An 18,715-nucleotide genomic window follows, 5' to 3' on the forward strand; every position below is an offset into this window, starting at 1 on the left:
TTACCTTTACAAGCTCTCTAACCAAGCCTCATCTTTAATTTCGATACCTAGCTCCTGTGCTTTGGTCAATTTACTACCTGCATCTGTTCCGGCAACCACAAGATTAGTTTTTTTAGAAACAGATCCCGCTACATTTGCCCCTAAAGCTTCTAATTTGGCTTTGGCTTCGTTTCGTTTCATTCGCTCCAATTTACCAGTCAGTACAACTGTCATACCCGATAGCGCAGCATTTTCATCTACTACTTGTCCGAGATAGGTTAAGTTTACCTTAGCTTCCTTAAGTTCGGCTAAAAGTTGTTGCGCACCCTCACTAGCAAAAAAAGTTGTCAAAGACTTAGCAATAACCTGACCAAGACCTTCTAGCGAAGCAATTGCTTCTTGATCAGCAAATGCTAAAGTTTCTAAATCACCAAATTTTTCTACTAAAATCTTACTTGCCTTACTACCTACATGGCGAATACCTAGTCCAAATAGGAGGCGTTCTGCTGAGTTGCTCTTAGAAATTTGAATGGCTTGATAGAGCTTGTCAGCTGATTTTTCTTTGAAACCTTCCAAGGTCAATAGGTCATCAACAGTTAATTCATAAATATCAGCAACATCGTGTACCAAGCCTGCTCCAAAGAGTTTTTCAACGATTGAAGACCCTAGCCCTGCGATGTTCATAGCATCTCGACTTGCAAAATGTTCCAACTTACTCATCAGCTGGCTAGGACAAATAGGGTTGATACAGCGGAGGGCAACTTCGTCCTCATAGTGTTGTAGGTCGCTCTGACAAGACGGACAATGACTAGGAATGGGCATGATTTCTTGCTCTTTTCGATACTTGTCCACCACTTTCAGAACTGCTGGGATAATGTCCCCCGCCTTGTAGACAATGACCGTATCGCCAATACGAATATCTTTTTCGGCGATATAATCTACGTTGTGCAAGGTCGCTCGACTGACAGTCGTTCCTGCCAGTTGAACAGGACTAAGATTGGCAGTTGGTGTCACAACACCTGTTCGGCCAACAGTCCAATCAACCGACAAGATTTCTGCTTCTTTTTCCTCAGCTGGAAACTTGTAAGCTACTGCCCATCGAGGCGCTTTAACTGTAAATCCTAGTTCTTCTTGTATAGCTAAATCATTTACCTTGATGACAACACCATCTATCTCATAGGGTAAATCATCTCTACGCTCTGCTATTTTTTCAATAAAATCCCACGTGTCATCAATCGACTCCGCCAAGCAATATTCGTGGTTGGTCACAAATCCCAGAGCATCCAGTTTCTCCAGTACTTGTGACTGGCTAGTCACTTCAGATGGACTAGCCTCTTGGTAGAGGAAGGTAGCGAGACCACGCTGGGCCACCACTCCCATATCAAGCTGGCGGAGGGTCCCTGCTGCTGCATTACGTGGATTAGCAAATTCAGCTTCACCAGCCTCCTGACGCTGGTTGTTAACACGGTCAAAGGAAGCCTTTGGCATATAACACTCACCTCGGACAGTGATGTCCACAGCTTCGGGTAAGGTCAAAGGAATATCAGCCACTCGTTTGAGATTTTCTGTGATATTTTCACCGACACTACCGTCACCACGTGTAGCACCCACGACTAGATTACCCGCTTCATAGGTCAGGGAAATAGATAGACCATCAATCTTCAATTCACAGATATAAGTTGCTTGAGGAAATTCCTTGCGAACTCGCTGGTCAAAAGCTTCTAACTCTTCACGAGAAAAGGCATCTTGCAAACTAAAAAGAGGATAAACATGACTATATTTTTCAAATCCGTCTAGCACCTTTCCTCCGACCCGATGGGTAGGACTATCTGGTAAAATCAGTTCTGGATGAGCCGTTTCTAGCTCTACTAATTCACGATAAAGCGTATCATATTCTGCATCTGATACGCTAGGTTGGTCCAATTGATAATACTCTTTAGCGTATTGATTGAGCACGCTAACTAATTCTGATATTCTTGTTTTCATAAGAATATTATATCATGATTTGAGGGTGCGAACTATATTTGCGCTTCAATAAAAACAGATTCCTTTAGATAATTTTTAGTAAAAAATGTATAATGTTTATATAAAATTTTTGGAGGTGCCCTATGGCTGTAACCTATAAACGACAAGATGATTTAGAAAAGATGCTGGAAGAATTTGCTTCATTTGAAAAATTGGAAGAAATTGAGTATCCAGATCCAAAATCAAAAGAACATTCCGAGAAAAACAACTTGAATCAGGATAAAAAATAATATGTTTGGTCTTGATCAATTACCTACCTCCGTCCTACAGGCGGGGGCTATTTTCCTGTCTATCATGATTGAAGCCTTGCCCTTTGTCTTGATTGGAGCTATTATTTCAGGTTTTATCGATGTGTTTATAACACCAGATAAGGTTCGTAAATTCTTACCCAAAAACAAGTTTCTTGCCATTCTATTTGGAACCTTTATCGGCTTCATTTTTCCGTCTTGCGAATGTGGTATTGTCCCTATTGTCAATCGACTATTAGAGAAAAAAGTACCGAGTTACACTGCTGTTCCCTTTTTAGTAACGGCTCCTGTCATTAATCCCATCGTCCTTTTTGCAACCTTTACCGCTTTTGGCAATTCCCTACTTTTCGCCCTCTATAGAGCCCTAGGAGCCATCATTGTATCCCTAGTATTGGGAATCATTCTTGGTTTTTTCGTAAAAGGACCAATTCTTAAAGGAAGCAAGTTTGACCATCACCAGCATGATTATTCAGATAAAACCAGCTGGCAAAAAGTTGGCTTCGCACTTATTCATGCCATTGATGAATTTTTTGATACGGGACGTTACCTAGTCTTTGGTTGTCTCTTTGCCAGTCTCGTACAAGTCTATATTCCAACCGCTGTCCTGACTACCATCGGTCATAGTCCATTAACAGCTATTTTACTGATGATGTTGCTGGCCTTTCTTCTTTCCCTATGTTCCGAAGCCGATGCCTTTATTGGTGCATCCCTACTATCCAGCTTCGGATTCGCCCCAGTAATGGCTTTCTTAGTTATCGGACCCATGGTGGATGTTAAAAACTTGCTCATGATGAAACATTATTTCAAGGGAAAATTTATATCCGGTTTTATCATTACTATCACTCTCGTTATTTTGGGATATAGTCTGATACTTGGAGGTGTAGTATGATTCGTTTTTTAATTCTTGCTGGCTATTTTGAGATGACCATGTATCTTTATATCTCTGGAAAATTAGACCAATACATTAATCTGCACTATAGCTATCTAGCCTATCTATCCATGGTTTTATCTTTCATACTTGCCATCGTACAATTGTATGTCTGGGTAAAAGAAATTCGAGTACATAGCCATTTAAAAAGCAAAATTGCCAAACTATCAAGCGTTGGACTACTGCTCATTCCTCTTGCTATAGCCTGGCTCTTTCCTACGGTAAGCCTGGATTCAACAACTGTTGCTGCCAAGGGCTATCATTTCCCACTAGCAGCAGAAAACGATACTAATACACAAAACCAAGAAGGGACGACTGTTCAGTATCTCAAGCCTGATACTTCTATTTATTTTACAAAATCTGCCTATCAAAACCAGATGCGTGAAATTGCTGATAGATACTTGGCTGAAGAAACCATTGTCGTTACTAATGAAAACTATATGGAAGTGATGGAAGCAATCTACGACTATCCTACGGAATTTTCAGGAAAAACGATTGAAATGATTGGATTTGTCTACAATGACCCTGACAATAGCCAGCAATTTTTCCTTTTCCGCTTTGGTATTATTCACTGCATTGCTGATTCTGGGGTATATGGCTTACTCTCTACGGGGGCTACCACAGAATTTCCTAACAATACTTGGGTAAAAGCCAGAGGAACAATCAAGGTTTCCTACCATACATCGTTGAAACAAAATCTCCCAACACTTGAATTACAATCGATGGTTCAGATTGAACAGCCAGATTCCCCGTACGTCTACCGTATTTTCTAATAATCCTAACTCAAAAAGTGAATTTTCTGACAATTTATGGTATACTATTAATGATATTCAACAGATAGGAATGAAATTATGTCATCACATGTATTGTTTACAATTTTTGGTGCTAGTGGCGACCTTGCCAAACGCAAACTCTATCCATCCCTCTTTCGTCTTTATAAGGCAGGCCATATCCGAGAAAATTTTGCAGTAATTGGTACAGCTCGCAGACCTTGGACCAAGGAATTTTTTGAGCAGACTGTCATCGAATCACTAGGTGATTTGCCTGACACACCACGCCAAGCTCATGAGTTTGCAAGTCATTTCTACTACCAAAGCCATGATGTCAATGACACCGAGCATTATGTTGCTCTTCGTAAATTGCAGGACGACTTATGTGAAAAATACGATACCCAACACAACAAGGTCTTCTTCTTATCCATGGCTCCAGAATTTTTCGGAACCATTGCCAAACACCTCAAATCTGAACAAATCGTTGACGGCCAAGGTTTTGAACGCTTGATTATTGAAAAACCATTCGGAACCAGCCTTGCAACCGCAAGCAAACTCAATGATGAATTGGCAGCCGCCTTCAATGAAGACCAAATCTACCGCATCGACCATTACCTAGGCAAGGAAATGGTACAAAATATCTTTGCGGTTCGCTTTGCCAATATTATTTTTGAGCATATTTGGAACCGCGATTACATCGATAACGTCCAAATTACATTTGCTGAAGCGATTGGTGTTGAGGATCGTGGGGGCTACTACGATCATTCTGGCGCCTTAAAAGACATGGTGCAAAACCATGCCCTTCAAGTTCTTTCCCTTCTAGCAATGGATAAGCCTGCCAGCTTCAAGGAGGAAGATGTCCGCGCTGAAAAGATCAAGGTCTTCCAACACCTTCGTCAGCCTTCTGATGAGGACCTCAAACGCAACTTCATCCGTGGTCAATATGCAGCAGGTTCCATCGACGGAAAAGACTACGTTAGCTACTTGGATGAACCAAATATTGCCGAAGGTTCTCAGACAGAAACCTTTGCAGGAGGTGTCTTCTTCGTTGATACTGACCGTTTCCGTGATGTACCTTTCTTCTTCCGTACAGGTAAACGTCTGACAGAAAAGGGCACGCGCGTGACCATCACCTTCAAGCATGCGGAAGATATTTTTGGTCAGCCTTCTGAGGCCAATGTATTGACCATCTTCATCCAACCAACTGAAGGCTTTATGCTCTCTATCAACGGTAAGGAAGTTGGTTCCCATTTTGCTCTTACACCTGCCAAACTCAACTTCCGCCACAATGCAACTGCTCTTGGAAATTCACCCGAAGCCTACGAAAAACTATTTTTCGATGTCCTAAATGGTGATTCTACTAACTTTAGCCATTGGGAAGAAGTGAAAGCAAGCTGGAGCTTGATTGACCGCATTGTTGATTTGTGGGCAAGCAACCAAGTCCCACTCCACACCTATCCAGCTGGAACTATGGGACCTCAAGCAGCCTTTGATTTGCTAGAAAGCTACAGTTGCAAGTGGGTTTGGACGCCTGATGTATGGTATCGTGAACGTGGCTTATTGAAATAGTCATTTAGTTTATCTTTGATTACTTCGTTAACTCGCTTTGCCGTACTCCACGAAAGTGACTTGCTTCGCATGTCTTATTTCCAACCTACAGCTCGTTGCCTTGTACTAAAAGCAAACTAAACGACTACATATAAAAACTGGAGCAATCCAGTTTTTTTGGGAGATATTTATGACTGAAATAAACACCACTCTCACCCAACTTGAAGCAGCCAGCCATGCTGGCACCCTAAAGCGTTATGAAAAAATTGGCGAAACTAAGCCCTACTACGGCGTTCCAATGGGAGCTATTTCTGGTATCGCCAAGGCCTATAAAAATCGACTGGACTTGTTTGCCCCACTCTGGCAAACAGGTGTCCTTGAAGCACAATATTTAGCTATTCAAATTGCAAAAAATAAGCCTGACCAGCTTCCCCAAGCTGACCTAGAGAATTGCCTCAATGAACAAATTTCGGTCAATGTGCTCGATAAGCTGGCTTCCATCATTCTCAGCAAACGAAAAGACAGTAGGGATTGGGAAGAAACCTTGCTTGCTAAAGACGAGGCCATCTTTAACAGACTTGGCTGGTTCCTCCGCGCTAAATATTTTGCTGGAAAAACAGCAACAAACCAAGAAATTGAAGAAACTCTAGACCATATTCGCCAGCATTTGCAAACCGCTGACCCGCTTGTCCAATGGACCATGAACCAATGCTTGGTGGAGATTGCTGTTGCCTATCCTGACTATCTGGAACAGGGACTTGTAATCGGTCAGGAACTCGCTGTCTATTCCGATATGAAAGTACCAAAAGGCTGTACTTCAGCCTATGCACCTGACTGGATTGAGGCATTATTGCAGAAAAAATGAAAACAAAAAAGTAGCTAACTGTCACAGTTAACTACTTTTTTTATTCTATACCAATCCTTCCAAAAGCCCACGCATGAACTCTTCGGATTTGAATTCTCCGATGTCATCAATTTTCTCACCGAAACCAATCAGCTTAACTGGTATATCCAGTTCCTGACGGATGGCAAGGACAACACCACCTTTTGCTGTACCGTCTAGCTTGGTCAAGACAAGACCTGTCAATGGGGTAATTTTTGCAAATTCCTTGGCTTGACTAAGGGCGTTTTGACCTGTGGAAGCATCCAATGCTAAGAGGGTTTCATGCGGTGCATCAGGTAAGGTCCGTTTGATGATGCGACCGATTTTTTCCAGCTCTGCCATGAGGTTTTCTTTATTTTGCAAGCGACCTGCTGTATCAATCATGAGAATATCCACGCCTTCTGCCACGGCACGTTTTACCCCATCAAAAACCACGCTAGCTGGGTCTGACTTTTCAGGTCCTGTGACTACTGGCACATCGACACGGCGACCCCACTCGACCAGCTGGGCTACCGCACCCGCACGGAAGGTGTCCGCTGCGACCAACATGACCTTCTTGCCATCTTGCTTGTACTTGTAGGCTAACTTACCGATAGACGTCGTCTTCCCAACACCGTTGACACCGACAAAGAGCATGACTGTCAAATCATCTTGGAAATTGATTTGCTCGCTGAATTGACCGTCTTTTTCGTAAATATCCACCAATTTTTCGATGATAACCCGACGGAGTTCGTCTGTCTTCTTAGCCTTCTGTAGCTTGGCCTCATAGCGGAGCTCCTCTGTCAGCGTAGAAGCAACTTGCACACCTACGTCTGACAAAATCAGCATTTCTTCCAACTCTTCGAAAAATTCTTCATCAACCGAACGGAAATTGGCAAAGAATTCATTGAGCCTTGCTCCAAATCCTGTACGGGTTTTTTTCAAGGTCCGCTGGTACTTGTCTTGCTCACTTTCTTGCTCTACTGGAGCTACTTCCTCAACAGGCTCTGCTTTGACCTTGGTTTGAATGGCAGGGTCAAAGCCTTGTTCCTGCGCTTCCTTCACTCGAGCCGCAGCAGCTTCTTTGGCTGCATAATACTGGGCCATCATGTCCAAGGTCCGTTGTTTCTGAGCTTCTTGCTCGGCAGTCAGCTCTGGCTCTGCTACTTCAGACTGGAACTCTTCCATTTCTTGAGTAGCTGACTCAACTTCAGTAGTTACTGTATCTTCGCTAGAAGCCGACTGCTCCCTTTCCACTTCTTCAACAAGAGCGACTTGCTCCTCTTGTTTTTCTTGTCCAAATAATCGATCAAATAATCCCATACTAGTCCTCATTCAATACATAGTGCTCGATGACCCAAGCAATGCCATCTTCATCATTGGTTTTTGGCAGGACAAGGTTGGCCGCAGACTTGATTTCATCAGTCGCATTAGCCATGGCAACACCCAGACCAGCCCATTCAATCATCGAAAGATCATTTCCTTCATCGCCACAAGCCATAACTTCTGACTGCTCAATCCCCAGATATCCAATCAATTTGGCCAAACCATTTGCCTTATGAACACCTTTTGGACTCCATTCGAGCAGAATATCACGCGACTTGAAAATCTCGAAGCGCTCGTGAAGTTCCGCAGGAATTTTTGGAATTTGTCCATCCAAAAAGTCTGCTGCCACAGCTGAAACTGCCTTATTATAAACAAAATCTTCTGGCATTTCCTCATCGCTTGCCACAATTTTATTAAGCAATGGATTACAAGTTAGATAAAGTGATTCATGGGCTGATGGTAGAGAATAGACATCGCCACCATAGAGAACATCCAGAGGCAGTTCCAAGTCATTTGTCACACGACGGATGGTGCGCACATCTTCAATGGTGAAGCCAACCTTATCCAAAACCCGACCTGTATTTTCCTGGACTAGACCACCGTTAAATGTAATCGAATATTGATTCTCCCCTAGCAGATCTAGTTCTTCTAGAAAAGTACCGATAGCTTGTAAAGGACGCCCTGTTGTCAGAACTACATAAACTCCACGCTCACGCGCTGCCTGCAAGGCCTTTTTATTAGCTTCTGAAATCCGTTTGTCCGATGTCAGAAGTGTTCCATCTAAATCCAATGCAATCAACTTAATTGCCATTTACTTCCTCCTCTAAATAGGCTAATACTGCTCCATCATTGCAATGACCAATAATAGAATCTGCCCGAGCTTTCACGTCCTCTCTTGCATTTTCTGTCGCAAGAGCCAGACCTGCAAAGTCAAACATATCTAAATCATTTTGATTATCACCAAATGCCACTACATCCTGACGGGTAATTCCAAAATGAGCACAGAGATGGCTCAATCCAACTGATTTATTTGAACCATTTGGAATTATATCAATATTGTCAAAACCAGTTGTCATGGCCGTTACACCTTCAAATGTATCATTTAACCATCGTCTGGCATCGTCCATTTCCTCAGGAGAAAATTTGGCATTGATTTTTATAATCTCTTCTCGAACTTCTTTAAATGTGTCTACCAATCGAAAATGTGCGTAATAATTCGTCATCGTCTCTAAAAACTGAGGCTCAGCATTTTTTAATAAATAAAAGTTTTCGAGTCCAGACAGCACCATGGAACGACTGCTACCAAAGGGACCTGCATCAATACCCGCGATAATCGGCAGATATATTTCAGGACTAATTGGATCATCCATAAAGATAGTCTGCCCCTGATATTCAACGATTGAACCATTTTCAGCTACAAACCCGATTTCATCTACAAAATCTTCAAAAACAAGTTTCAGGCTTTGCATAGATCGCCCACTTGCTGCCACAAATAAATAACCTTTTTCCTTAAACTGATTCAGTATACGACGAAACCGTTCCTTATCAAAACTATGGTCTTCTCGTAAAAAGGTACCATCCATATCACTGGCGTAAATTTTGTTAATCATAATTTCTCCACATCTTTCAGCTTAACGGAAACAATCTTGGACACGCCAGATTCCTGCATGGTCACCCCATACATGGCATCCGCTGCCGCCATGGTCCCTTTACGGTGGGTCACGACGATAAACTGACTCTCCTTATCAAATCGGTTGAGGTAGTCACCAAAACGTTTGACATTGGCCTCATCCAAGGCTGCCTCCACCTCATCGAGAATTACAAAAGGAATGGTCTTAACACGGATAATGGAAAATAGCAGAGCGAGGGCCGAAAGGGCTTTTTCGCCACCTGACATAAGATTGAGAGATTGAATTTTCTTACCCGGAGGTTGAACTGAAATCTCCACACCCGCAGTCAATAGGTCACCTTCTGTCAAAATCAAATCCGCTGAACCACCGCCAAACATTTGTTTGAATGTCTGCTTAAAGCTTTCACGAATAGCTTCAAAAGTAACCTTGAAGCGCTCTTTGACTTCATCATTCATCTCGTGGATAGTATCTAGTAGTAAATCACGCGCCGACAAAATATCTGTCCGTTGCTCATTGAGGAAGGTAAGGCGATTATTAACCTCGTCATACTGCTCAATAGCATCCAAATTGACTGGACCCAAAGCACGAATAGCTCTTTCTAGGTCTTTGAGGCTTTGTTCAGCAACTGCAAGATTCTCAACTTCCTTGGCCTGAGACTGAGCAGCTTCAAAACTCAATTTGAAATGCTCGGTCAAATTACCAAGTAAAGTCCGTAATTTATCGCCCGCTTGCTCACAATCCGCCTCTAACTTAGCCTGCTTACGAATCAAATCATCATTCTTAGTCCGAGCTTGTTGCAATCTTTCTTCCAAGTCTTCAAACTGCCCATCAATATCTTCCAATTCAAACTTTAAGCGAATTAGAATCTGATTGGTCTGGTTTTGCTTATCAGATGCGGCCTGCAATTGTTCTTCAAGAATCTCAATACTAGTATCTTCAAGAGCCTCTAACTTCTGGTCAATCATATCCTCTAAAAGAGAAATTTCCTTATCTGCAACCACTTTTTCTTCTTGCAAGCGTCTCAGATCTGTCTGTTCAAAACGAAGTTGGCTAGTGAGTTCAGCCTGTTCCAAAGTTAGTTGACTCTTCTGAGTCTGTAGTTTCTGCAAGCTTTCTTGAATACTGTCGCGATTATCACGGACTTGATTGATTTGTTGATCCAAGGCTAGTTTTTTCTCATTCAAGGCTTGGACATTTACTTCTTCCTTAGCAGCAGCCTCTTCTAGCTCAGTCAAAATGGTCGGACTAACCTGACTCATTTGCAGGTCATACTGGGCTGATAGCTGAGCCAGTCTATTTTCTGCCTGTTCCTGATGAATCCTTGCGCTCTGCTGGTTCAATCTAGCTTCTTCCCCCTCCGCCTTAATCGTTTCCAAGGCTTCTCTGGTCTGGTCTAAGCTAGTTTTCTTAGCTGCAACCAAGCTTTCTTGCTCCTGCAACTGGCTAGACAGCTCTGCTATTTCTCCTAAAAGAGCATCCAGTTCTGGTTTGATAAAGGTCGTGCTGTTATTTCGATTACTACCACCAGCAAAGGCTCCACCAGGACGGATTTCCGCTCCATCCATGGTCACCATACGCACTTGAAACTTGGTTGCCCGCGCTGCCTGATTGGCATGGTCAATGGTATCAAAAATCGCGATAGTACCTAGCAAATTTTGGAAAATCGCATCTAAATTTGGCTGATAAGTCACCACATCACTTGCAAGCCCCAAGAATCCTTCTGAAGATTCTAGTAAAGAGACTTGCTGTCCAGAAAGCTGACGTGGCTTGATAGTTGTTAGAGGTAAGAAGGTTGCCCGTCCTTGCCGTTTTTCTTTCAAAAATGCGATAGCTCGTTTAGCAGTCGCTTCATCTTCAACGATGACGTTTTGACTAGCACCGCCAAGAGCAATTTCCAAAGCCGTTTGGTAACGAGTATCAAAGGTCAATTGTTCACTGACTGCTCCAATAATTCCTCCTAAGCTTGGTGCCGCCTGTAAGACAGCCTTAACTCCCGCGTAGAAATTGGAATGATTTTTTAAAATAGCTTCTAAACTAGACTGGCGAGCCTGCTTGCCTTTCAACTGATCCAGCAAATCAAACAAGCGACCTTGCTCAGCCTGATAAGCAGTCTGGGTTTGATCCAATTCTGTTTTTTTGGTCTGATAGCTCTCAAGTAACTGGCGTAAAACGTGATCAGCTTCTTCTAAACTTTTCCGACTCTTATCAAGTACTTCTTGAGCTGTTTGTTTTTCCGTCTGTAAGCGTGCCAAGTCTTCAGATTTACTCTCAGAAAGACTGATTTGATTGGCAATATCCTGCTGAATCTTGGTCAGACGGTTTGAAGCTTCTGCCTCTTCCTGCATCAGAGCAACATACTGTTCACGCAGATGATCTAAAACCTGATCAGGATCTTCTGAAAAGTAGGAAATTTCTTTGTCTACCGCAGCAATATCGTCTTTCAAGCTAGACAAGGAACTATCTAATTGCGCAAGCGTTTCTTTCTTTTGCTCAATCTGTTCTGCCAACTGCTCTCGTCTAGTCAACAAGTTTTCCAAGCGCGCCTGCGCTTCTTGACGACTTGATTCGTTTTGACTAGATTCCAGTTTATGGACCTCAATTTTTCGCTCCAAATCACTGATTAACTTGGTCAAATCCAACAGAACTGCCTGTTCACGCTCCAATTGTTCTGAAAGGCGGTGGCGCTTCTCTTTCAAGTTCTGATTTTCTTGCTCCAGCTCAGAACGCTGTTTGTAGTAGCTTGCTAATTCTGACTTGACTGTTTCAAGTTCGCTTTCCTTGCCAGTCAAAGTTTCCTTGCCCTTTGTCAACTGAGCCACCAAAACATCTAAGTATAATTCCTTACGTTGACCATCTAATTCTAGAAATTTCTTAGCAGTTTGTGCCTGTTTCTCTAATGGTTTGACCTGATTATCCAGTTCATAGATAATATCGTCCAAGCGGTCCAAGTTGCCCTGGGCCTGTGCCAACTTACTTTCTGTTTCTTTTTTACGCGTCTTGTATTTTAAGACCCCTGCCGCCTCTTCAAAAATAGCACGGCGTTCCTCAGGCTTGGAATTGAAAATTGCTTCAACCCGCCCTTGTGAAATGATAGAGAAAGAATCACGTCCCAAGCCCGTATCCATGAAAAGATCATGAATATCCCGTAGACGAACCTTTTGCCCATCAATCAAGTACTCACTATCACCAGATCGATAAATGTGGCGTTCTACCTTGATTTCTTTCTGTTTATTGGCGATAAAACCTGTGCTATTATCCAAGGTCACGACAACCGAGGCATAGTTAAGAGCCTTGCGGCTTTCTGTTCCCGAAAAGATGACGTCTGGCATCTTGCCTCCACGTAGGCTTTTAGCAGACGACTCTCCCAAGGCCCAACGTAGACTTTCTGTAATATTGGACTTGCCAGAACCATTCGGCCCTACAACAGCAGTCACTCCACGATCAAAGACTACCTTAGTCTTATCCGCAAAGGACTTAAAGCCCTGCATTTCAATTGATTTTAGATACATACCTATCCTCTAGCCTCCACAGCATTTTTGGCGGCGGCTTGTTCAGCTAATTTCTTAGAGCGACCACGACCACGACCAATCACACGCTGATCAGCAGATACCTCCACTTCAAAGGTCTTATCATGGGCAGGTCCAGACTCAGCTATTACTTGATACGAAATAGCAATCTCACCATTGACCTGCAAAATTTCCTGCAAAGCAGTCTTATAGTCGGTCACGCGCTCAAAATTCCCTTTTTCTAAACGAGGAATCATGACCTTATGGATAAATTCCTCCACGGTCTTTTCCCCCTTGTCCAATAGCAGAGCTCCTAAGAACGCCTCGAAAGCATCTCCTAAAATAGTATCGCGATTTCGCCCTCCAGACTTCTCTTCCCCCTTACCAAGACGAAGAAACCGATCAAAACCACAAGCACGTGAAAAACCAGCCAAAGACTCCTCACGTACAAAGGTCGAACGCAACTTGGACATCTCACCTTCGGGTCTATCAGGATATTTTTGATAGAGATATTTGGAAATCATCAACTGGAGAACAGCGTCTCCTAAAAATTCCAAGCGCTCATTATGTGAAATTTTTAGAAGGCGATGCTCATTGGCATAAGAAGTATGGGTAAAAGCCGTTTCTAATAAATTCAAATCCGAAAAATCAATCCCAAAATCAGCCAATAATTTTGCATGTAAATCTTTCATCTATATGCTCCTTTCTAACTTAAACGAAATAGATGGTTTACATTTACTCCGTCCTAACATTATACCATATTTTCCACTGGACTTCTCTTGTCAACTAAGTTTCAGCCAGCACCTCTCCACATCTTTTTGCAAACATTTACATATTCATCAGATTTCGATAAAATGGAAGAAAAAAGAAAAACGTTAGCATGCAAAATAAGACAAAACCACTCAATACATCACTACTCTCCCTCATCCAGTTCATCGGAGCCATTCTCGTTATCGCCCTCCATTGTCGAAGACTATTTGAAGCAGACCAGCTCCACTTCATCCAAAAATCAATCTTTAGCCGCATGGTCGTTCCCTACTTTATGGTCACAGCCAGCTTCTTCCTCCGACGCAACTACCCCAGCCTCTCCAAACAATACCTCATCCGTTACAGCAAACAATACTTGACCTGGTCCGCCCTCTACCTGCCCTTCTACCTCATCTACCTAACACTCCAAGAAATCCCCTTCCCCTACTATCCCCTCGCACTCCTGGTCGGACTGACCTACACCGGCACCAGCTATCAACTCTGGTACATGCCCGCTTTCTTTCTAGGTCTTATCCTCGTCCATCTTTACTTGGAGAAATGGGGCTGGCGCATCACAGCTTGTCTAGCCTGCCTTCTCTATCTTCTAGGCTCAGTCGAAACCTACTCCGCCTACCTGGCAGAATCGATTTTCCTGACCGCATTTGACAGCTACAAAACCTTCTTTTTCACCAGCCGCAACGGCCTCTTCTACGCACCGATTTTTGTCCTGACAGGCTTTTATCTAGCCGACAAACTCAATCACCCCATTTTCCAATACCGACAAAAAAACAAACTACTTGTCTGCTCAGCCCTTTTAGCTTTTGAAGCCACTGTCATCTATCTCAAACAGGGCTACGACAAGAACTTTCTATTTAGCCTGATTCCATTCACAGCCTATCTAGTCGCCTGGACCCTAACCACAGATCTATTCCGCCAGAAAAAATTCCAATTTCTAAAAGAATACGCCAGCTATTATTATTTTATCCATGTTATCCCAGTCGAAATCAGCTTTTTCTTCCTAGAAACTAGTTCCCTGACCAAAATACAGCAAGGTTGGTTAGTCTTCCTTGTCACCATCATCACTTGCCAACTGCTCAGCTGGTTAATCATTAATACTCAATGAAAATCAAAAACAGACTAGCTCCAACAGTCTGGGAATAGACTGTTGGAGGTCGGAAATTAGACGAACTTGGTTCGTGACCGTAAGATGCAGATAGAACACTGTTCCTTATTATATTTCAAGGGAACAGGCTGAAAAGATCCACTGGACCTTTTCACTCATCAAATCAAGTCAACAACGTCTGATTTTGATTTTCGAAGAGTATAAGCACAAAAGAACCTTGTAAGACTAAACTTACAAGGCTTTTTTTACAAATCAAAATCCTCTTTCAACTTGTCAATCACCTGTTGAAGAAGATCACGATTGACACTGTATTTGACGTCACTGTCCTTGGTATTAAAGAGGAGGAGGTCGCCGTTAATCAGTTTCTGGGTGTGAAAGGACACTGCTGCTCCTGTAATAGCTAGTCGTTCTGCGATATCCTTGCTCTTGGCATGGGGCTTGGTCAACTCCACCAAGACCTGATAACGCGTGCTATCACTGATGACTTTAAGAGCCGTTGTCAAATCATCCAGATCCAGCTCGTCATTTGAGAGCATAATCTGGTCAATTCGACAGGATGCCAGCAAAGCAACCTTCATATTGTCAAACTGTTCGTTTCCATAATAAGCAAACCAAAAGCACCATGGACTGAGCACGAAGAATGGGGCGTTTTCCACACCCAGAGTATCTAAGCTGGTCATGGCTAATTGCTTGGATTCTCGATAGAGTTTTTCAATATCAAATTCCTGAGCAAATTTTTCACGCTCCGCTCTTGCCTCTTCAAAGTAAGGCTGATAGATTGGAAGCATCTTGTCCAAGAGAGCGACAGACCGCTCAACAGTTTCCAAAGGATTGCGGATAGCCAGTGACCAATACCATTTATCAGCTGGTTTTTTGCCCGTATTCTCCAAGAGCTCCATGAGACTGAGTTCCTTCTCACGATGTCCGTCATTTTCAGACGCCAACATGGTCCGCATGGCATCTTCGACTTCATCTTGGGACAGCTTTAAAATCAGCTGACAGGCTTCCTCAACCGTCTTAGGATCCTGTCCTTGATCCAAGAGGTAGAAATACAAGGTGTGCAAGATTGTAAAGATATGGCCCCAAACAAAGACCTCATTGACTTCCTGACGATAATCCGCCAGCTTTTCCTCTATTTCATCTCGAATGTCCAAAGCATCTTTGAGAATGTCTCTTTCTTTCTGTGACAAATCCGCCTCAAACGGCTCTTCACGTTCTGTGATGATTAAAGGAATAAAGAACTTTTCGACAATCTCGCTTCTATAATCTCGGTAATCTAATTTCATACGCATACTTTCTAAACTTGAGCTACTTCATTTTTAGGTTTATGACCCACAAGAATAGTATAGCCTACTAGCCCCACAGAAAGCAAGAGGAAGATAAGGGAGATGCTTGTGACAGACAAAAGTGTCACCATCAGAGCTACCAAGGCTTGACCTGCAAGCATGCCAATATTAAATATAGTCCCCATTCCTGCATTGATTGTCGCCAATTTATCCTCTGGCAATTCATTCATTATCAGGGCATACAATTTTGGATTGATAATACCAGCCGTCATGGTATTGAGTAAGATAACTACCATTACAATATAGATATTATGAAAGTAAAATCCGACAAACAGCATGACCGACAAACCTGTACAAAATTTGAGCAGGTTGGATAAGCTGACATGTTTGAAGAAAGCCATGCCTAAACTAGAACCAAGGATGTAGCCGACAGAAAAGAGATTAAAGACCAAGGCAAGAGTTATTCCAGAATTGACGATCACGAAGTCTGGAAATTCCTTCATAGCCAGGATAACCAAGGGAGATACGGCACTAATAACCGTATTGATACCCGCAATGGTCAGAATAGAAGTCTTTAGTACAGGGATGTTTTGAATGGCTTGATAAGATTCTTTTAGGCTCTGACCGACTCCTTTGATAAGGCCTGCTTCTGTTTCAGTTTGTTCAACTTCTTGGATAGGATTTTCTTTCAACAACTTGGCAAAAGCTGGACGAAGACCTGACATAATCGCAAGACTGACCAAGAAGGTCCCTGCATTGAAAAAGGCGAGATTCTGGTAAGACATGAAGCCGATGAGAATAGCACCGCTAGATCGAAAGACAATCATCAAGATGCCGCCCACGGTATTCTTAAAAGCCATGGCTGTTTCACGGTCTTCTGCTGCAACAACCCGCAGGCTAAGTGGCATATAAAGACCGTTTTCATATTGGCCAGCCAAGTCAGACAGGAAATTCACCATACAAACGACTGCTACAATCCAGAGAGCTGGTGTAAATCCCATTAGGAAGCCAACAAGTGCATATAAACCGAAACGTACAACTAAGGTAGCTAGAATGGTATCCAATTTGTTTTTTGTCCGATCAGCCCAGATTCCCATAAAAAGTCCCGACAAGATTGGCAGAGTTTCAGAAACCGTAATCATAGCCAGAGCAAACTTGGTATCTGGTAGAAACAGGACATAGTTCATCAGAGCTAGATAGTAAAGCGTATCTCCAAAGTTGGAAATCACATCTGCTAGGTAACTGAACAAGAATATTTTATTACAGATAATTTTTTTCACAAGCGATTTTCCTTCTAGTAGTCAAATTTTTCTATCTATGCACTAGCTACAATCTTTTCAGGATTTTTTCCTGTAAAAATGCTATATCCCAACAATCCCACAGAAAGCAAGAGGAAGATAAGGGAAATACTGGTCGGAGACAAGAACATTACCATCAATGACACCAAGGCTTGACCTGCTACCATACCAATCTGACAGAAGGCATCAATCCCTCCACCAACTGTCGCCAATTTATCCTCTGGCAATTCATTCATAACCAGAGCACCCATTTTCGGATTGAAAATTCCCAAAGTCATTGCCGTTACGAAGAGAACAGCTAGCACCATATAGATATTGTGAAGAAAAATCCCTGAAAAAAGTAAGACTGGCATAAGAGTAGAGAACTTGAGCAGGTTGATTAGACTGACATTTTTAAAGGCTGCCATCCCCACGCTTGAACCCAAAATACTACCAACTGAGAAGAGAATGGAAATCAAAGCCACCGTTGTCCCCGCATTGACAATTACAAAATCTGAAAACTCCTTCATATTTAAAACCACCAAGGGAGAGAGAGCTGTAAAGATGGCATTCAAGCTAGCAATGGTGATGATTGACGCTTTAAGTACGGGAATATTCTGCACAGCTTGGTAGGATTCTTTGAGGCTCTGACCAATTCCTTTGACAATCCCAGCTTCAGTTTCTACTTGCTCGGCCTGCTGGATAGGATTTTCCTTCAGTAGCTTGGCAAGAGCTGGACGAAGGGTTGCCATGATGGCAAGACTGACCAAGAAGGTCCCTGCATTGAAGAAGGCGAGATTCTGGTAAGACATGAATCCGATGAGGATAGCACCGCTAGCTTGGAAGGCAATTTGCAAAAGACTTTTCACCGTCATCTTAAAAGCCATAGCTGTTTCACGGTCTTCAGCAGCCACAACCCGCAAGCTGACTGGCATATAGAGACCGTTTTCGTATTGACCAGCAAGGTCAGACAGGAAGTTGATGACGCAGACCACCGCCACAACCCAGAGGGCTGGTGCAAATCCCATCAAGAAGCCAACAAAGGCATAGAGACCGACACGTACGACCAAGGTAGCCAGAATGGTATCCAATTTATTTTTGGTCTTGTCTGCCCAAATCCCGATAAAGAGGCCTGCTAAAATCGGCAAGGTTTCAGATGCGGTAATCATAGCCAGGGCAAACTTGGTATCTGGTAAGAGTAAAACATAGTTCATCAAAGCCAGATAGTAAAGCGTATCTCCAAAGTTAGAAATCAAGTCCGCTACAAAGCTAGATAGAAATAATTTATTGTGAATCAACTTTTTCATAAACATCTCCTTAAACATCAATTAAATATTTATTTAATGTTATTTTACACTTTATTTTAATAAAGTCAATACTTAATTTTATAAAAATTAAATATTTTTTAAACGCTTGTTTAATTTTCCTTCTATCTGACTTTTTCTTGACAAGATTAGCA

At 42.6% G+C, this 18,715-nt stretch carries 15 protein-coding genes; 6 read left to right on the plus strand and 9 right to left on the minus strand.

The features are described from left to right. Positions 1–6 precede the first annotated feature (6 nt). Positions 7–1,965, minus strand: coding sequence for an NAD-dependent DNA ligase LigA (gene ligA / locus ODU41_RS06440; RefSeq protein WP_398578789.1), 1,959 nt, complete (start codon positions 1,963–1,965; stop codon positions 7–9). Positions 1,966–2,087: 122 nt separating this feature from the next. Between ligA and ODU41_RS06445 the strand changes: the two genes are divergently transcribed. From ODU41_RS06445 to ODU41_RS06465, 5 genes are all read left to right on the plus strand, one after another. Continuing rightward, entirely contained in the window at positions 2,088–2,234 is a 147-nt protein-coding gene (locus ODU41_RS06445; protein ID WP_012027144.1) for an SPJ_0845 family protein, read from the plus strand. 1 nt (position 2,235) lies between these two features. Continuing rightward, entirely contained in the window at positions 2,236–3,141 is a 906-nt protein-coding gene (locus ODU41_RS06450; protein WP_044769189.1) for a permease, read from the plus strand. Then, positions 3,138–3,953: a TIGR03943 family putative permease subunit gene (locus ODU41_RS06455; protein WP_398578790.1), complete on the plus strand. Its 816-nt coding sequence runs from the start codon at positions 3,138–3,140 to the stop codon at positions 3,951–3,953. The genes ODU41_RS06450 and ODU41_RS06455 overlap by 4 nt, the downstream gene beginning before the upstream one ends. A 78-nt stretch (positions 3,954–4,031) precedes the next feature. Further along, positions 4,032–5,519, plus strand: a complete 1,488-nt coding sequence (zwf, locus tag ODU41_RS06460) for a glucose-6-phosphate dehydrogenase (RefSeq protein ID WP_398578791.1) — start codon at positions 4,032–4,034, stop codon at positions 5,517–5,519. A 169-nt stretch (positions 5,520–5,688) separates the two neighbouring features. Next, positions 5,689–6,363 (plus strand): DNA alkylation repair protein, encoded by a 675-nt coding sequence (locus ODU41_RS06465; protein WP_398578792.1) that lies wholly within the window; start codon positions 5,689–5,691, stop codon positions 6,361–6,363. 45 nt (positions 6,364–6,408) lie between these two features. Here ODU41_RS06465 and ftsY read toward each other — a convergent pair whose 3' ends face one another. The 5 genes from ftsY to rnc are packed head-to-tail and all read right to left on the minus strand — an operon-like array spanning position 6,409 to position 13,515. Continuing rightward, the gene (gene ftsY, locus ODU41_RS06470; protein ID WP_398578793.1) at positions 6,409–7,683 is read right to left on the minus strand and encodes a signal recognition particle-docking protein FtsY; all 1,275 of its coding nucleotides are present in this window, start codon (positions 7,681–7,683) and stop codon (positions 6,409–6,411) included. Position 7,684: 1 nt separating this feature from the next. Further along, entirely contained in the window at positions 7,685–8,497 is an 813-nt protein-coding gene (locus ODU41_RS06475; RefSeq protein WP_398578794.1) for a Cof-type HAD-IIB family hydrolase, read from the minus strand. After that, positions 8,487–9,296: a Cof-type HAD-IIB family hydrolase gene (locus ODU41_RS06480; protein ID WP_398578795.1), complete on the minus strand. Its 810-nt coding sequence runs from the start codon at positions 9,294–9,296 to the stop codon at positions 8,487–8,489. Before ODU41_RS06480 ends, ODU41_RS06475 begins: the two co-directional genes overlap by 11 nt. Continuing rightward, positions 9,293–12,826 carry a chromosome segregation protein SMC gene (gene smc / locus ODU41_RS06485; RefSeq protein WP_398578796.1) on the minus strand — a complete coding sequence of 1,178 codons (3,534 nt, stop codon included), beginning with the start codon at positions 12,824–12,826 and terminating at the stop codon, positions 9,293–9,295. The genes ODU41_RS06480 and smc overlap by 4 nt, the downstream gene beginning before the upstream one ends. Before the next feature lie 2 nt (positions 12,827–12,828). Next, positions 12,829–13,515: a ribonuclease III gene (gene rnc / locus ODU41_RS06490; protein WP_012028264.1), complete on the minus strand. Its 687-nt coding sequence runs from the start codon at positions 13,513–13,515 to the stop codon at positions 12,829–12,831. 188 nt (positions 13,516–13,703) lie between these two features. Here rnc and ODU41_RS06495 point away from each other — a divergent pair, with 188 nt between their 5' ends. Then, positions 13,704–14,693 carry an acyltransferase family protein gene (locus ODU41_RS06495; RefSeq protein ID WP_398578797.1) on the plus strand — a complete coding sequence of 330 codons (990 nt, stop codon included), beginning with the start codon at positions 13,704–13,706 and terminating at the stop codon, positions 14,691–14,693. A 245-nt stretch (positions 14,694–14,938) separates the two neighbouring features. Here ODU41_RS06495 and ODU41_RS06500 read toward each other — a convergent pair whose 3' ends face one another. From ODU41_RS06500 to ODU41_RS06510, 3 genes are read right to left on the minus strand one after another with little or no spacing between them, the layout of a single operon-like run. Next, entirely contained in the window at positions 14,939–15,979 is a 1,041-nt protein-coding gene (locus tag ODU41_RS06500; RefSeq protein WP_141596943.1) for a helix-turn-helix transcriptional regulator, read from the minus strand. 11 nt (positions 15,980–15,990) lie between these two features. After that, the gene (locus ODU41_RS06505; RefSeq protein WP_074391836.1) at positions 15,991–17,259 is read right to left on the minus strand and encodes an MFS transporter; all 1,269 of its coding nucleotides are present in this window, start codon (positions 17,257–17,259) and stop codon (positions 15,991–15,993) included. A gap of 35 nt (positions 17,260–17,294) precedes the next feature. Then, on the minus strand, positions 17,295–18,563 hold the full coding sequence (locus tag ODU41_RS06510; RefSeq protein ID WP_398578798.1) for an MFS transporter: 1,269 nt from the start codon (positions 18,561–18,563) through the stop codon (positions 17,295–17,297). Positions 18,564–18,715: the final 152 nt, after the last annotated feature.

The organism is Streptococcus sp. 2022WUSS083, assembly GCF_044427155.1.
GTDB lineage: Bacteria > Bacillota > Bacilli > Lactobacillales > Streptococcaceae > Streptococcus > Streptococcus hashimotonensis.

What these genes read in the sequence shown, in the direction of transcription:
- ODU41_RS06480 (WP_398578795.1), bottom strand. Translation starts at nt 9,296, where the DNA reads ATGATTAACAAAATTTACGCCAGTGATATGGATGGTACCTTTTTACGA.
- ODU41_RS06495 (WP_398578797.1), top strand. Translation starts at nt 13,704, where the DNA reads ATGCAAAATAAGACAAAACCACTCAATACATCACTACTCTCCCTCATC.
- zwf (WP_398578791.1), top strand. Translation starts at nt 4,032, where the DNA reads ATGTCATCACATGTATTGTTTACAATTTTTGGTGCTAGTGGCGACCTT.
- ODU41_RS06465 (WP_398578792.1), top strand. Translation starts at nt 5,689, where the DNA reads ATGACTGAAATAAACACCACTCTCACCCAACTTGAAGCAGCCAGCCAT.
- ODU41_RS06450 (WP_044769189.1), top strand. Translation starts at nt 2,236, where the DNA reads ATGTTTGGTCTTGATCAATTACCTACCTCCGTCCTACAGGCGGGGGCT.
- ligA (WP_398578789.1), bottom strand. Translation starts at nt 1,965, where the DNA reads ATGAAAACAAGAATATCAGAATTAGTTAGCGTGCTCAATCAATACGCT.
- smc (WP_398578796.1), bottom strand. Translation starts at nt 12,826, where the DNA reads ATGTATCTAAAATCAATTGAAATGCAGGGCTTTAAGTCCTTTGCGGAT.
- ftsY (WP_398578793.1), bottom strand. Translation starts at nt 7,683, where the DNA reads ATGGGATTATTTGATCGATTATTTGGACAAGAAAAACAAGAGGAGCAA.
- ODU41_RS06500 (WP_141596943.1), bottom strand. Translation starts at nt 15,979, where the DNA reads ATGAAATTAGATTACCGAGATTATAGAAGCGAGATTGTCGAAAAGTTC.
- ODU41_RS06455 (WP_398578790.1), top strand. Translation starts at nt 3,138, where the DNA reads ATGATTCGTTTTTTAATTCTTGCTGGCTATTTTGAGATGACCATGTAT.
- rnc (WP_012028264.1), bottom strand. Translation starts at nt 13,515, where the DNA reads ATGAAAGATTTACATGCAAAATTATTGGCTGATTTTGGGATTGATTTT.
- ODU41_RS06475 (WP_398578794.1), bottom strand. Translation starts at nt 8,497, where the DNA reads ATGGCAATTAAGTTGATTGCATTGGATTTAGATGGAACACTTCTGACA.
- ODU41_RS06510 (WP_398578798.1), bottom strand. Translation starts at nt 18,563, where the DNA reads ATGAAAAAGTTGATTCACAATAAATTATTTCTATCTAGCTTTGTAGCG.
- ODU41_RS06445 (WP_012027144.1), top strand. Translation starts at nt 2,088, where the DNA reads ATGGCTGTAACCTATAAACGACAAGATGATTTAGAAAAGATGCTGGAA.